Annotated in this window: 12 protein-coding genes; 6 read left to right on the top strand and 6 right to left on the bottom strand. The window is 44.5% G+C overall.

The features are described 5' to 3' along the window. The first annotated feature begins 37 nt into the window (after positions 1-37). Together recU and FD04_RS06755 are read left to right on the top strand one after the other, a co-directional pair. Positions 38-643 (top strand): Holliday junction resolvase RecU, encoded by a 606-nt coding sequence (gene recU, locus FD04_RS06760; RefSeq protein ID WP_054702192.1) that lies wholly within the window; start codon positions 38-40, stop codon positions 641-643. A gap of 24 nt (positions 644-667) precedes the next feature. Next, on the top strand, positions 668-2,944 hold the full coding sequence (locus FD04_RS06755; RefSeq protein WP_054702195.1) for a PBP1A family penicillin-binding protein: 2,277 nt from the start codon (positions 668-670) through the stop codon (positions 2,942-2,944). Between the two features lie 93 nt (positions 2,945-3,037). On the opposite strand, the gene FD04_RS06750 is transcribed toward FD04_RS06755, so the two are convergent. The 5 genes from FD04_RS06750 to FD04_RS06730 all read right to left on the bottom strand — a co-directional run bounded on the left by FD04_RS06750 (position 3,038) and on the right by FD04_RS06730 (position 9,776). Next, positions 3,038-3,745 carry a DnaD domain protein gene (locus tag FD04_RS06750; protein WP_056947844.1) on the bottom strand — a complete coding sequence of 236 codons (708 nt, stop codon included), beginning with the start codon at positions 3,743-3,745 and terminating at the stop codon, positions 3,038-3,040. Between the two features lie 114 nt (positions 3,746-3,859). After that, complete coding sequence (gene asnS / locus FD04_RS06745) at positions 3,860-5,155, bottom strand: asparagine--tRNA ligase (RefSeq protein ID WP_056947843.1); 1,296 nt, start codon at positions 5,153-5,155, stop codon at positions 3,860-3,862. A gap of 22 nt (positions 5,156-5,177) precedes the next feature. Continuing rightward, positions 5,178-6,365: a pyridoxal phosphate-dependent aminotransferase gene (locus FD04_RS06740; RefSeq protein ID WP_056947842.1), complete on the bottom strand. Its 1,188-nt coding sequence runs from the start codon at positions 6,363-6,365 to the stop codon at positions 5,178-5,180. Positions 6,366-6,386: 21 nt separating this feature from the next. Continuing rightward, entirely contained in the window at positions 6,387-6,893 is a 507-nt protein-coding gene (locus tag FD04_RS06735; protein ID WP_056947841.1) for a cell wall elongation regulator TseB-like domain-containing protein, read from the bottom strand. Positions 6,894-6,947: 54 nt separating this feature from the next. Next, positions 6,948-9,776 carry a helicase C-terminal domain-containing protein gene (locus FD04_RS06730; RefSeq protein WP_082603182.1) on the bottom strand — a complete coding sequence of 943 codons (2,829 nt, stop codon included), beginning with the start codon at positions 9,774-9,776 and terminating at the stop codon, positions 6,948-6,950. A 254-nt stretch (positions 9,777-10,030) separates the two neighbouring features. On the opposite strand from FD04_RS06730, the gene mvk reads away from it, so the two are divergent. From mvk to fni, 4 genes are read left to right on the top strand one after another with little or no spacing between them, the layout of a single operon-like run. Then, on the top strand, positions 10,031-10,996 hold the full coding sequence (gene mvk / locus FD04_RS06725) for a mevalonate kinase (RefSeq protein WP_056947838.1): 966 nt from the start codon (positions 10,031-10,033) through the stop codon (positions 10,994-10,996). After that, positions 10,996-11,982, top strand: coding sequence for a diphosphomevalonate decarboxylase (gene mvaD / locus FD04_RS06720; protein WP_056947837.1), 987 nt, complete (start codon positions 10,996-10,998; stop codon positions 11,980-11,982). The genes mvk and mvaD overlap by 1 nt, the downstream gene beginning before the upstream one ends. 60 nt (positions 11,983-12,042) lie before the next feature. Further along, a complete protein-coding gene (locus FD04_RS06715; protein ID WP_054702235.1) occupies positions 12,043-13,116 on the top strand; it encodes a phosphomevalonate kinase in 1,074 nt (357 codons plus the stop codon). A gap of 2 nt (positions 13,117-13,118) precedes the next feature. Then, positions 13,119-14,159 (top strand): type 2 isopentenyl-diphosphate Delta-isomerase, encoded by a 1,041-nt coding sequence (gene fni / locus FD04_RS06710; protein ID WP_056947836.1) that lies wholly within the window; start codon positions 13,119-13,121, stop codon positions 14,157-14,159. A gap of 176 nt (positions 14,160-14,335) precedes the next feature. Here fni and FD04_RS06705 read toward each other — a convergent pair whose 3' ends face one another. After that, on the bottom strand, positions 14,336-15,682 hold the full coding sequence (locus FD04_RS06705) for an RsmB/NOP family class I SAM-dependent RNA methyltransferase (RefSeq protein ID WP_056947835.1): 1,347 nt from the start codon (positions 15,680-15,682) through the stop codon (positions 14,336-14,338). Positions 15,683-15,686: the final 4 nt, after the last annotated feature.

Below are 15,686 nucleotides of genomic sequence, written 5' to 3'. Positions count from 1 at the left end.
TTCAACACTTTACTATAGAAAAGAGATGATCCAGCCAATGACAATCCATTATCCCAACGGAATGCGGTATCAACCTTCTGATATAGCTGGTGGACCAACCATCAAATCACGGGTGACCACTCATGGTGGTCGCGGTATGACGCTTGAACAAGAAATTAACGAAAGCAATCAATATTATCTCGCACATGATATAGCAGTCATTCATAAGAAACCGACACCAATTCAAATTGTAAAAGTCGACTACCCTAAACGTAGTGCGGCCGTGATTCGGGAAGCCTATTTTCGTCAAGCCTCAACAACCGACTATAACGGGATTTATCGTGGCCGGTATATCGATTTTGATGCCAAGGAGACTAAGGAAACAACCCGGTTTCCCTTAGACAATTTCCATCAGCATCAAGTAGACCACATGCGTCAATGTTTAAAGCAAGGCGGAATTTGTTTTGGGTTAATTAAGTTCGTTAGCCTTGATCAACTCTACCTACTAAAGGCGAGCGATTTGATTTCATATTGGGATCAACAAAACACCGCGAATGGTCGCAAGTCCATTCCAATGTCCGTTTTTCAACAACGAGCGATTTCAGTCAAGTATCAACTTAATCCATTAATCGCGTATCTTGACGCTGTTGATCAACTTATTTAACGCCTTAATCAAAGGAGTCTATCTATGTCAAGCAATCAATCTGATCCTCAGACACGTTCCGCACGGCGAAAAAGTCCACGACAACATCATTATTTCCGTCGCATCTTCACTTGGTTCTTAGGACTTTTTCTCGCTGCGATTTTACTGGGCGCTGGTATCTTCTTCTACTATGCTCAGGGGGCACCAAACATCACACAATCTTCACTCGAAAGCGATACCTCAACGAAGGTTTATGACAATAAGAATAACGTGATTTCTCGTTTGGGTGCACAAAACCGCGATTATGTGAAATCTAAAAATATTCCGTCAACTTTGAAATCGGCCGTGGTTTCCATTGAAGACCGCCGTTTCTACAAGCATCACGGGGTGGACCCCATTCGAATTATGGGCGCTGCGTTTGCCAACTTTACCGGTTCGTCACTTGGTCTTCAAGGTGGGAGTACGTTGACCCAACAGTTAGTTAAACTCTCAGTCTTTTCAACGGCCAAGTCTGATCAAACTTTGAAGCGTAAAGCCCAAGAAGCTTGGTTGGCCATCAAGGTTGAACAAAAGTACAGCAAACAACAAATTTTGGAATTTTACATTAACAAGGTTTACATGGGAAATGGCGTGTATGGCATGCAAACGGCGGCCCACTATTACTACGGTAAGTCGCTGTCACATTTGTCCTTGCAACAATTAGCTATGTTAGCCGGAATGCCACAGAGCCCAACTGATTATGATCCGATTCACCACCCAAAGTACGCGAAATATCGGCGAGATCAAGTGCTCAGTGCCATGGTTCAAAACAAACAGATCACTTCGGCCCAAGCCGCAACTGCTAAAGCAACTAGCGTTAAATCTGGACTAGCTAAAACCCATCCGGTTAGCACGATTAACTTAACCAATCAAAAATATATTGATTCATATCTTAAGCAGGTTTACTCAGAGTTAACCGCAGATGGCTATAATACCAATACGGATGGTCTGCGGGTTTACACGAACCTTGATATGTCAGCCCAAAAGCATTTATATAGCATTGCTAATAGTAGCAATTACGTTGCTTACCCAAGTAATAAATTTCAAGTTGGTGCAACGATGGTGAACCCCAATAATGGGAAAGTCGTTGCCATGTTAGGTGGTCGAAAGACTGGTAATGTCAGCTTCGGTTTGAACCGAGCTGTTCAAACTGACCGGTCAAGTGGTTCGACCGCAAAGCCAATCATGGATTATGGTCCTGCAATTGAGTATCTGAAGTACCCAACTTACCAACCGGTTCAAGATACGACGTATTACTATCCTGGCACCACGCGTGAGTTAAATGACTTTGATAACCAACACGAAGGCACGATCACCATGCGTAAAGCGTTGGTAGAATCTCGAAATATCCCAGCTGTTCGGACCCTGGACGCAGTTGGAATTAGTAAGGCAACTAAGTTCATGAGTAACCTCGGGATGAGTTTTAGTAATAAGCTCACCCTTCAAAATGGGATTGGCGTTTACATCTCAACCGAGCAAGAAGCAGCGGCCTACGCGGCATTTGCCAATGGTGGTACTTACTACAAGCCACACTTGTTAAATCGAGTTGTAACGGCTGATGGTAAGTCACATTCATACAGCAGTAATGGTGTGAAGGCAATGTCTCCTGCAACGGCCTTTATGATTACCAACATGCTCAAAGGCGTGATGACCAGTACCAACGGTTCGGGTACCGCAGCTAATATTTCCGGCCTCTACCAAGCCGGTAAGACTGGTACCACTGCTTATCCGGATGATTATGCTTCATCCGTTCCATCTAGTGCAGCGATGGATTCTTGGTTTACAGGTTATACTAAGAACTATTCCCTCTCGATTTGGACGGGATATGATAAACAATTCCAGACGGGTCATTATATAACGCAAGAGCAAACTAAGATTGCACAAGAAATATATCGGTCTGAAATGAGTTACGTTCAACAATCAGCAAGTAATACTGACTGGACTGCCCCATCTGACGTTGTTGCAACCAAGAAAAACGGGACAACAGAATATTATGTCTCTGGTTATCCTGGTGATAGCACAACTGCAACTAATGGCAATAGCAGTTCGTACAGTAACAGTACCAATGCTAATGATTCATCAAACAGTAACGAAGCAACGACCAACTCGTCATCTGAATCATCGAGTTCAACTGAAAGTTCCAGTGTGTCATCGGAACAAAAACCCACTGGCGGTGACAGTGGCAGCGGTAGCGGCAGTGATGCAACTTCTGCTAGCTCAACAGAAACGAAGAGTAGCAGTACCACTACGGCGTCCTCTTCAGCCACTAAGTCCAGTCAGTAATTTAGTTTAATGATTCATGAATCTGTCATAAAAAAAGTGTTCGAACTTCCATTCATTGATGGAGGTTCGAACACTTTTTTGTGTTGACCAATATTAAGATCGATTATCGTCAATTTTAAACGTTGGAATTTTAGGTAACGGTGCATTGCCATTCGAACGGGTTGGTTGCGGTGCTTGTTTTTTTTGGCGATTTTCTCGTTCTTGTTGGACCTGCTGAGGCGTTGTAATGTGTTTTTTCTCCCAGCTAAGTAAAATGCGATCCATATATTTGAGACTATAAACTTGATTTAAAACGGTCTCTTTTAATGCCAATTGAATTAAACTGGCTGAGTAGTGGTCTTCGTCTAGCCACTTTGAGATACTTTGAAGTTCAATCGGTGAAAGTGGTCGGCCGAATTCCTCTTCAATCTGTTGAAAAATAGCGTCACGATCCGTGTCAATTTGCTGATCCACTCGCTGCTGTTGCCGTTGGCTAACATAAGTTGACAATTTTTCGTAAAGTTGACTGAAATCATACGCGTCTTTTGCAAGCTGCCCCTTTTGCTGAACAGTATTGATCTGCATTAAATGCTTTGCAATCATGGTATGCAGGGTTTGAAAAAGTTCGTTGTCTGAAACACCAACCGACTTGGCAAGTACTTCGGTCGCCGGAAAGCTGACACCACGGTCACTAAAGCTTTTGATTTGCAGATAAATCAAAAATTCGGTGTTGGTCATCCCAATTTCTCGGTAATGCTGGAGTAACAAGGTTGGCACGGAAGTAATCCCAGATTTAAATAAGGCCTTAGCAAATTCATCCATCGTCACGGTCTCCCTTCTTGAACAAAATATAAACAATTCAATGAAGACAAGAAACTTCCCCATCGCTCTGTTGAGGATTGGAGAAGTTTTGTCGATTCGTTTTTAAATTGTCGTTTACGGGTAAATTCGGTTAAGCAGACGTGGGAATGGGATTGCCTCACGAACGTGGTCCTCACCAGTAATCCAAGTGACGGCTCGTTCAAGACCGAGGCCGAAACCTGAATGAGGTACACTACCATACCGCCGAAGGTCTAAGTACCAGCTGTATTCCTTTGGATCTAAGCCAGCTTTGACAATTTGATCGTATAGATAGTCATAATCGGTTGCCCGTTCAGAACCACCGATAATTTCGCCGTAGCCTTCAGGTGCCAATAAATCGGCACAAATCACGACGTCCTCACGGGTTGGGTGTGGCTTCATGTAGAATGGCTTGATGGCTTTCGGATAGTTCAAGACGAACACTGGTTGGCTGAAATGATCGGCCAAGAAAGTTTCTTCTGGTGAACCGAAGTCAACACCCCATTCAACGTCAAAATCGTTTTCTTTCAACAGTTCAATGGCTTCATCATAACTGATTCGAGGATAAGGTAATTTGGTGTATTGCTTCAAGGTGTCGATATCACGGCCGAGTGTTTCAAGTGCATCAGCACAGTGGTCAATGACATTTTGAACCAGAAAGGCAATGTACTTTTCTTGAATCTCGAGACTCTCTTCTTGATGCATAAAGGCCATTTCAGGTTCAATCATCCAAAACTCGATTAAATGACGACGGGTTTTGGATTTTTCAGCTCGGAAAGTTGGGCCAAAGGAGAAGACCTTATCAAATGCCATTGCGCCAGCTTCTTCGTAAAGTTGACCTGATTGTGACAAGTAAGCATCACGATCGAAGTATTCCGTATGGAACAAGTCCGTCGTGCCTTCGGGTGCACTACCAGTTAAGATTGGTGCATCGATTTTAACAAAACCTTCTTGATTGTAAAATTCATAGGTAGCCCGAATAATCTCGTTTCGGATAACCATGGTAGCGTGAGGCCGTGAAGAACGAAGCCAAAGGTGGCGGTGATCCATCAAGTAATCAACACCATGTTCCTTAGGTGTGATTGGGTAATCATGGCTCTCACCAATGACCTCGATTGATTCAATCGCTAATTCGTAGCCGAACTTTGAACGACTGTCTTCGTGAATAACACCAGTGACCCACATACTGGTTTCTTGTTTGAGTTCCTTTGCCAGTTCAAAAGTTTCTTCTGACACGTTATTTTTAAGGACGACGCCTTGGAAAAAAGCGGTCCCGTCCCGGAGTTGTAAGAAGGCAATCTTCCCACTAGACCGTTTATTTGTTAACCAGACGCCGAGTTTTACTTTTTCGTCAACGTGGTCTTTAGCATCGATGATGTTAATCTGTTGCACAATGTAACCCCCAATTAAATGATTAGTCTTTAAATTGTAACATGAAATCCTTGATTCTAGCCATAGCTGTTTTTAATGATGCTAAATCAGTTGCGTAACTAATTCGAACGTGATTTTGAACCCCAAATGCAGTGCCATCGACTAACGCGACGTGAGCTTCATTTAACAACCGACTGACAAGTTCTCCCGTCGTTTTGATACCAGACAGTTTTAACGCCTCGCTCACGTCAGGGAATAAATAAAAGGCGCCCTGTGGTTTGACAGGTAAGCTAAAGCCTGGAATCTCTGTGAGTAGTGGGTAAATCGTGTTGAGGCGGTCTTCGAAGGCTTCGCGCATCAATTCGACTTGGCCTTGTTCGCCAGCTAAGGCTTCCAACAAAGCATATTGACTAACTGCAGTTGGATTACCGGTTGCATGAGAGAGAAACGCGCTGATTTTACTAATTAAGCTTGCATCAGCAATCGCATAGCCCATGCGCCAGCCGGTCATGGAATAAGTTTTACTTGCACCAGTGATAATCACAATCCGTGGATCCAAGTGATCACTCAGTTGCGCAATTGAGGTAAAGGTAGCGCCGTTATAAGTCAGTTGACCATAAATGTCATCCGTGATCACCATTAAATCATGAGCCTTAGTCCAGTCATTTAAGGCTGACAGTTCTTCGCGGTCGTAAATGACACCAGTTGGGTTCTCTGGGCTATTTAGTAAGAACGCAACTGTCCGGTCGGTTAATTTTGCAGCCAAATCTTTCGTCGTTGCCTTAAAAGTTTCACCAACGGGTACCGGAACTGGTACCCCACCAGCTAACTTAATCTGTTCAGCATAACTCACCCAGTAAGGTTCAGGTAACAAAACCTCGTCACCGGGATCAAGGATGGTTTGGAAAGTGGCATAAAGGGCCATTTTGGCGCCAGTGGTAATCGCAACGTTTTTAGCCGATAAATCGGTTAAGCCATAATCAGCAGCCGTTCTTTTAGCCACTGAAGTTCTTAAATCAGCCAAACCAGCAGCCGGCGTGTAGAAGCTGGCTTTGCCATCATTAATGGCAGCAATGGCAGCCTCTTCGATGTTTTTAGGCGTTTCAAAATCTGGTTCGCCGATGCCTAAGTTAATCACGTCTAAGCCTTCAGCAATCATTTGCTTGGCTTGCGCTGAAATTTTCATGGTTGCTGAAGGTTGCAATTGTTGACTACGTTGTGAGATTTTCATATCCATGGCCTCCTTGACCGGTTAAATATTCTCGATTGACTGTAGTACTTTACCCGACTTAAAGCTGAGCGTCTCATAACAGAGTTGCCCTTTTTGATTCATATAACTCACGATCCAAGCAGGCTGATTGTTAAACACGCTTAAGGCAGCCGATAGCACTTTTTTAGGGCTTTGCTTGGACCAAATTTGGCTAAGCGCTTCATTCCGTGACAACCCCGCCTTTTGTTGTAGCACCCGGACGTGGCCGCCCTTTTGTGGCACGATGATGTAAACTGCTTGTTGCTGCTGATTCGTACCCGCAACGGTGTAATACGTGGTATTCAAGTTAGTCCAGTAAAATCCGGACGTCGTCTTGAGACCGGCATACTTCTTTGCGATTTTAACGGACTGCGCTTTGGCATTTGTAATGGGATAAGTAGCATGGTGAACACCCCACAAAGTTGCAATGATCAAGACCACCACAAAACTAAGAATCGTGAGCAAGACACGATGACTCATTCGACGGTGACTTGAATGTTCCCTTCTCATATTAGTTGAACACTTCCTTTTTCAGATGTCACTGGCAATAATTATAGCAAACTCTTACGACTCTTGGTGGTTGGTTTGGTGTTTTTTAAAAAAATTTGTCATATCTTTGAGTAACTTTGGGAAACCGCTACTCATGGTGGGTAAACTATCTGGTAGTGATTTGACCATGGTTTGGCCATAATGCTTGGTGGCCAAACGGCTGTCGAGGACTAAAACGACCCCGTAATCTTCACGAGTTCTGATCAAGCGGCCCACACCCTGTCGCAGCCGTAACGTGGCTTTTGGTAACGAGAGGTTGTAAAACGGATTTTTCCCGGCAGCTTTCATCCTGGTATATTGCGCCTTGGTTTCCAATTGTTCTGGTGAATCAAAAGGTAACCTGGCAATAATCAACAGCTGGAGTTTTTCTTGCGGCAGATCGATACCTTCCCAGAAACTAGCGGCACCAAGGAGTACTGCATTGTCTTCATCCATAAACCGCTTAATGAGCTTTTCCTTTGACCCTGAATTACCCTGAGCTAAAATTAACCGTTGCTGTGGGTTGATCGCATCAGTTAGCTTGGCATACACAGCATCAATTGCTGCCAGTGAATTGAATAAAATCAGCGTTGGTCGGTTTACCCGGCGAATGGTTTGTAAAATCGTGTTTGCCAAGTACTGATTATATGCCCCTGTGTCGCTAATATCAGGTGCATCTGTACTGATGTAGAGTTTCGCTTGTTCTTCAAAATTGAAATCGGATTTTAAACGTCGCATCTTAATTTTGGTTCGATCAAGGTCCAGCTGGTCGTAAAGATACTGTGAGCGGTTGGAAGAAAATAACGTGGCACCAGTAAAAGTTGGTGCTTGAAAATGTTGATAGACTTGAGTGGACAGGTACCCCGTCACCGTCATTAAATTCGAGGCCACCATGATGTGGGTCAAATCGTTACTTACGGTGAGCCAATAGAGATAACTGCCGGCCCCCTGCTGCTCTTTTTGGGGCGCCTGGCGAATTTGGGTGAGCGTTTGCCAGGCATCGAGTAACGCACTGACAGTTTGGCTAAACCGCATGAAACGTTCTTCATCACTTTTGAGCCAGCGAGTCGACTGTTGATAAAACAGGTTCGTTAAGTCGGTGAGTTCGGTCTGCAACTTGGCCGCTAAAATATCGAGTTGTTCAAGTAAGCCTTTGCGTTGGCTCAGAAATTGTTGCCAGTCAGCTTCTGTAATAATGATTTCTTTGTACGGAGAACTGAATGGCTTACCAAATTGATCTCTGAACTGCGAAATCAAATGGTCACTCAGTGCATTGAGTTGACGTTCAAATTCAATGACCCAACGAAAAACGGTTTGAAGCCGATCCGTCAACGGTGCCACCTTGATGGTTGCGGTAAGGCTCTCTAAGTTTTCGGGATCAAGTTCATTGAGCAGCCGCCGACTTGTCGCTAAACCAATTTGAAAATCAAATTTTTGACGCTGAGTGGTTAAGGCATAATCGGCAAGGTGTTGCGCTTCATCTACAACTAAGTATGGTTGCTTGAGTGCTTGACCTAAGGTAGCAGCGTGTTGAATCAAAAAGGCGTGGTTAACGACCACAAACTGAACTTGTGGCAATCGTTGATAAAGTCGTCTCAAAAAGTCGTCTTCGTAAAATGGATCAGTTTTAGATAAATCAGTTAGACCACGGTGATAAACAACGCTCAGGTATGGTGGTTCATTTCTAAAGTGAAGTTCGTCCAAATCACCAGTTGTCGTTTGGGTCAGCCAAACTAATAAACGTAACTTGATGAGTTGCGTTTGTTTAGAGTGATCTGGTTGAGTCAGTGAGACTTTAAATCTTGCCAAGTCAAGGTAATGGTGATTCCCCTTGACCACCACCGCATGCGTTTCAAACGGTAGCATTTTTTTGAGTAATGGCATGGTTTGATCCATCAACTGGTTTTGTAAGAGTACCGTATCGGTCGCAATTACGACCTGTTTGCGGTATCGCTGCGCCAAATAAGCCATTGGTAAGACGTATCCCAAGGTTTTGCCGGTCCCAGTTGGGGCCTCGACAATCAGAGGTTGATTAACAGTTTCTGCATCAGTGTATTGGCGATAGATCAGGTTCATCATTTTAGCCTGATCAGCGCGCCATTCAAAGTGCTTGGGGAAATGTTTGAGTTTATTTTTTTTGGTGCGTGGGAAGGTGTAACTACGCTCATCAGTTGTTGTTAAGATGTTCGTCTGTCGTAACGCGATACCATTCGTAACGTGCAGATCAGCTGGTAAGCTCTTGGGCCTTTGTCTAACAGCTTGCAGGCCCCACTTGAAAACTTCTGCTGTGTCTTGCGGTAAATCGGCATTTTCGGCCACCATTTGCTGTAACGTTATAATGGGCAGTGCCAACATCCGCTTAAATAAGACGATTAGCAATTCACCAGTTACTAGCGCATCGTCATCAGCTGAATGTGGGTGATCATGTGTAATATTAAGGTAGTGTGTTAAGTCGTGCAGCCGATAGCTTGGGACTGTCGGCAACAGGATCTGACTTAAAGTAACCGTATCAATCGCTTGAATTGATAACGCGGGATACCCCACGCGCTCAAGTTCAGCGTTGACGAAGGGAAAGTCAAAATTGACGTTATGCGCAACAAAAACCGTATCGCTCAGTAAGCTGTAAATGGTTCCTGCCACGTCGTCAAAAAGTGGTGCGCGTTTAACTTGCTTGTCGCTAATACCGGTGAGTGCTTGAATGGATTGGGGAATGGCACTTTGTGGATTAACATCCGTATTAAAGTGATTCACGATTTTCCCATTTTGAACCAGCACGCAACCGAACTGAATCATTCGATCGCCCTCTGCGACGTTGGTACCAGTTGTTTCAATATCAACAACAGCATAAATAGTATTTGCATCCATTAAATTCACCAAATCTCTAAATTCTTCTGTCAATATCATACTACAAGTCGAATCATTTTGAAAAATCTGCTGGGACTAAATTTGAATCGATAAATGGTCATGCTTTGGTTATTAGTCAGACATTATCTTAATAAACGTTTAAAATCAGTACGTTGAGTGGTCGAAGGCGGATAATTTCTTGTTTCTAATATTTAATTGGCGTATGATATCTTGTGTTTGTAAAAAATTAAGGATTCAAACTAATATATAAATGAATGAAGGGAGTGCTTTTTTTGGTTGTCAAAGCCAGCGGTACAAGTCACGCTAAGATTATTCTAATCGGCGAGCATAGCGTTGTGTATCATCAGCCAGCAATTGCGCTACCTTTACCGGCAGTGCGAGAGCGCGTCGTGATCACCCCGACTCATGATAGTCAGCAGCGATTAATGAGTCGCTACTTTACTGGCGTAAGACAAGTTGCACCAGACACGCTGCAAGGTATTAATTACCTGATTGATACCCTACTGACTCGTTTTGATTTAGCCACTCAAAGTTTTGAGCTGGTCATTGAAAGTCACTTACCGGCCGAGCGTGGCATGGGCTCCAGCGCTGCAACCGCGGTGGCCATTATTCGGGCGGTTTACGGGTTTGCGGAACGGTCATTAAACCACGCACAACTTTTAGAAGATGCCAATATTTCAGAGCGGATGATTCACGGTAACCCGAGTGGATTAGACGTAGCGACCGCCAGTGCTGATAATCCAGTTTGGCTGGTAAAGGGAGAGCAACCGGCGCCAATGCCATTTCATCTTACCGGTTATTTAGTCATTGCTGATACTGGCGTGCATGGTCAAACCGGTGAGGCTGTGAAAAAAGTGGCGGCACTCAGAAAGTCAGATCCGCAACTGGCAAATCAAGCGATTCGCACACTTGGCAACTTAACGGTTGCGGCACGGACGGCACTTACCACCAATCAGCTGAGTGAGTTGGGCCAAATCTTTGATCAGGCACAAGCTAATTTAGTCAAGCTCGGCGTGAGCCATGAACGTTTAGATCTGCTCATTCAGGTTGCCAAGAAAAATGGCGCCTTAGGGGCTAAATTAACCGGTGGCGGCATGGGTGGTTGCATGATCTGCCTGGCACCAACTGAATCTTCGGCAGCTCACATCCGGCAAGCATTAGCTGCAGCTGGTGCCACACAATCATGGGTTCAACCCTTTATAAGCGAGGAAAATAACTAATGGGCGTAGCTAAAAAACCTGTCACTGCAAAAGCACATACTAATATTGCACTTGTTAAATACTGGGGCAAACTTGATGAGACATTAATCATTCCACAAAATGCCAGTTTATCCATTACCTTAGATGAGTTCTACTCAACCACCAGTGTGTTATTTGACGATGCACTCGATGCCGATCAAGTGACCTTTGACGACCAACGGCTTAAAGCCGGTCAGGTCACTAAGATCAGCCATTTTATGGACCATGTTCGCCAGATGGCGGGCATTAAAAGTTATGCTCAGATTGTGACGCAGAACCACGTGCCAACCGCGGCTGGGCTGGCCTCCTCTGCATCGGGCTTTGCGGCCCTTGCTGGTGCTGCCAGTACAGCAGCCGGGTTACAACTTGACCGGCGAGCACTTTCCCGCCTGGCCCGGTTGGGTTCAGGATCGGCAACTCGTTCGATTTTTGGTGGTTTTGCGGCCTGGCAACAAGGTCATGATGACGAAACTTCTTATGGTTACCCGATTGATGAAACGCCAGATTGGGATATCGCAATCGTCGCTGTAATCTTAACAACTAAAAAGAAGTCGATTTCTAGTCGAGAAGGTATGCGGCTTTCAGTTAATACAAGTCCGTTTTACCCCGCTTGGGTTGAGACGAGTCGCGTTGATTTTGAAACGGTGCAAAAAGCTATCACCGAACGTGATTTTGAAACGCTGGGCCATACTGCAGAGCAAAATGCAATGCGGATGCATGCGCTGACCTTAAGTGCTGATCCTAGTTTTACCTATTTTAACGCTGACAGCCTCAAAACCATGCAGCTTGTTCGTGAGTTACGATTGCAAGGCTTGCAGTGTTACTTTACAATGGACGCTGGACCTAACGTTAAAGTGATTTGTCGCAATTCCGATGCAGATCAAATCGCAAAAGCACTACAAGCCGTGTTCGGCACGGCAAATGTCCGAGTTACGCACCCCGGACCAGGTATTACGATTAATAAATAAAGATGAACTAGTAAGGTATCAAAATGGCCACGTGGTCATTTCGTGAAAGGACATGATGTTTTGATTTCAGTTAAGGCGCCAGGAAAACTTTATATCGCTGGTGAATATGCGGTAGTTGAAGCGGGATTTCCGGCGATTATTGTGGCATTAGATCAGTTTGTAACGGTATCAATCGAGGCCGCAGATCAAATTGGGAGTATTGTTTCTGCCCAATATCAAGAAAATTCCATTTATTGGCGTCGCGAAGATGGTGAAATGGTTTTCGATAACCGTGATAACCCGTTCCACTACATCTTATCCGCTATTAAGGTAACCGAGGATTATGCCAAAACGCTTGAGAAACCATTGGGCGTTTATCACCTCACCGTCGAAAGTGATTTAGATAGTCAAGATGGGCGCAAGTACGGTTTAGGCTCATCAGCCGCCGTGACGGTTGCGACCATTAAGGCCCTCTGCAAATTTTACGAATTACCGGTAACCCACGACAAGTTGTTTAAACTAGCTGCAATCGCGCATTTCAGTGTTCAGGGTAACGGCTCGCTAGGTGACATTGCTGCTAGCGTTTATGGTGGTTGGATTGCCTACCACTCCTTTGACCGTGAATGGTTAAAATTAGCGCAAAAGAACTATACTTTCGCTCAACTCCTCTCAATGGATTGGCCCGGTTTGGACGTGGAATTGCTCACCCCACCGACCAATTTAAAATTAATGGTTGGTTGGACGGGTTCACCGGCTTCCACTTCACACCTCGTTGACCGCGTGGCACTTAATAAAGCCAAACAGCAACGGGCCTACCAAGATTTTTTGATTAACAGTAAAGCTTGTCTGAAACGAATGATTAAAGGTTTTCGGGATCAGAACTTGGCTGCAATTCAGGCTGAGATTACAATTAATCGCCAATTGCTAAATCAACTCGACCAGTTTACGCACGCACATATTGAAACGCCATTACTCAAGAAACTTTGTGAAATTGCCCAAGATTTTGGTGGCGTCGCGAAAACATCAGGTGCTGGTGGCGGTGATTGTGGGATTGCAATCATTGATGCTCACAAACACGTCTCAGAAGTGATTCAAAAATGGGCCGAAAATCAGATCACACCACTTAATTTCAACGTTCATCACGTGGAGGAGTAGTTATGACTTCCAAACAATCACACCGAAAAGACGAGCACGTCTCGTTAGCAGAAAAATTCTACCAGACTGAATCAAACTCAAGTTTTGATCAAGTTCGTATTCTTCATCAAAGCCTGCCAGAAATGGCTTTGAGTGACGTTGATGCCACCACCCGGTTTAATGGTAAATCAATGCCCTTTCCGGTGCTCATTGAGGCCATGACTGGCGGTAGCCCAAGAACCGGCCAACTAAACGCCCAACTGGCCCAACTGGCCACCCAAACAAACCTACCAATGGCGGTTGGGTCACAAAGTGTGGCACTTAAAGAGCCAGATCAGACTGCTAGTTTCGAAGTAGTAAGACAATTTGATCCAGATGGGCTTATTTTTGCTAATGTTGGTGCTGGGCATAGTTTTGAAGATGCAAAACGGGTTGTTGAGATGATTCATGCAGATGCCCTTCAATTGCACATCAACGTTGCCCAAGAAATCATCATGCCTGAAGGTGATCGCGATTTCTACTGGCTTGATCAGCTGGCTGAAATTGTTGCGAAGCTTAACGTACCGGTTGTGATTAAAGAAGTCGGTTTTGGCATGACAGCTAAAACCGTCCAAAAGTTAATGGCAATTGGCGTTGAGTACATTGATCTAAGCGGTCGTGGCGGAACGAGTTTCGCTCAAATTGAGAATTTTCGGCGGTCACAAAAAGAAATGAATTATCTTAGCGAATGGGGCTTGACCACGGTGGAAGCCTTACTCGAAATGCGCAAGTTAGCGTCACGCCCCCAAATCTTTGCGAGCGGTGGTATCAAAACACCATTAGATGCAATCAAAGCGCTGGCACTGGGTGCGGATTATGTCGGCATGGCAGGTGAAATTTTACACCACCTGATTAGTACCGACTATGAGGCAACTTTGGCGTGGTTAACCGATTGGTTGGGTGATTTTAAACTATTGATGCTGTTAACTGGTAGTAAGACGCTCCAGGATTTACGAAAGCAATCCTTAGTTTTTTCACCTGAACTTGCCTCCTTTGCTGAACAACGCTTTATTTCCTTAACGTAGCGTGAAGTCTGTTGATAGCCGATTAATAAGTTATTGTGTTATACAATTAAAATGAATGTTATATACAATTTAACACTAATTCAACCAAAAAGCGTTTGACTAACACACTGAATTTAATCAGTGGTTTAGTCAAACGCTTTTTGTTTTACGTATTGTGGTGAAGTGCAAAGAATTAATTAGTGTACATTAAAGCGGAGCCCTTTGGGGAAGAAATTTTTAATCGTGCGACCAACGACTTTACCAAAAGCTACCGGTTGTTGTTTGCAAATTAACCGCACCCACCCTTTTTGAATGGGCAGCTCATCAACAGTAATCGTATCGCCATGGACGACTTTTTGCCAATCGTCTTCGGAAATAGTTAGTTCGAACTTGAATGTTGGTAATGCAAGTGCCAAGGCATAACTTGGCTCAAACCGATTCTTTTTGAAGGTTCCAAGATGCAGGCCAGGTCGAACAACTTTTAGCTTTTGAAGTGACGGAATATTTTCCGGCATCAAGTATAATTGATCACCAAAAGTGAGTAACTGTCGTTTATCGGGTGCGATTGTCAGGTATTCATCAGCAAAGTCACTGAATAATTGTTGCTGATCTCGGCTTAAATTTCCCTTTTGGAGTCGTTCTTTTTTAGTCGTGCCAATGGCTGTCTTAAGTCGTAATTTGGCAACAAAGTGACCTTCGCCGCGCATTAAGTGTGGAAATAAGCGGGCAGTTCCGGCCAATTCAGGATTGCCATCCGCCCACTCTGGCTTGCCGTCAATAATGCCAGCAGTTTTAGCAATGGGCACGATTTCAAAGGCTGGATAAGTTGCAAGTAGCCAAGCAATCATCTGCTCGTCTTCTTCGGGTGCAAACGTGCAAGTGGAATAGATTAATTCACCGCCTGGTTTTAAGACTTTGACCGCTTCAGAGAGGATTTCTCTTTGCCGGTTGGCGCAGGCAATTGGATAATCTGGGGTCCAGTAAGACATTGCATCTGGGTCTTTACGAAACATTCCTTCGCCAGAGCACGGTGCGTCAACCAACACTTGGTCGAAATAAACGGGGAAAGTTTTTGCAATGCTGGTTGGGTCTTCATTTAAGACCAACGTATTAGTTAGCCCAAAACGTTCAGTATTTTCGGCGAGAACTTTGGCCCGCTTACCCATGATTTCGTTACTGACTAATAAACCGCTCCCCTGCAAAAAGCTACCCAGATGAGTTGATTTACCACCTGGAGAGGCACATAAGTCCAAGACCCGTTGCCCAGGTTTGGGGGCAGCAACTTCACCCACAAACATGGCACTAGGTTCTTGACTGTAAACGGCACCACTTTGATGATCGAGTGAATGACCTGCTACCTTGCCATAGTACCCCCACTGACTGTATGGCACCGGATCACTTAAATCTAAGTCTGAAGGTGTTGTGCGCATGGGGTTGACGCGAAAGCCACCGGTACTGGGTTGATCAAAACTCTTAAAAAATGCATCGGCTTCATCACCGAGCAAGTGTTCATATTTGGTTATAAATGCTTCTGGTAGTCCCATCTAA

It is taken from the genome of Secundilactobacillus odoratitofui DSM 19909 = JCM 15043 (assembly GCF_001434895.1).
Taxonomy (GTDB): domain Bacteria; phylum Bacillota; class Bacilli; order Lactobacillales; family Lactobacillaceae; genus Secundilactobacillus; species Secundilactobacillus odoratitofui.
This window is presented reverse-complemented; position numbering and strand designations above follow the sequence as displayed.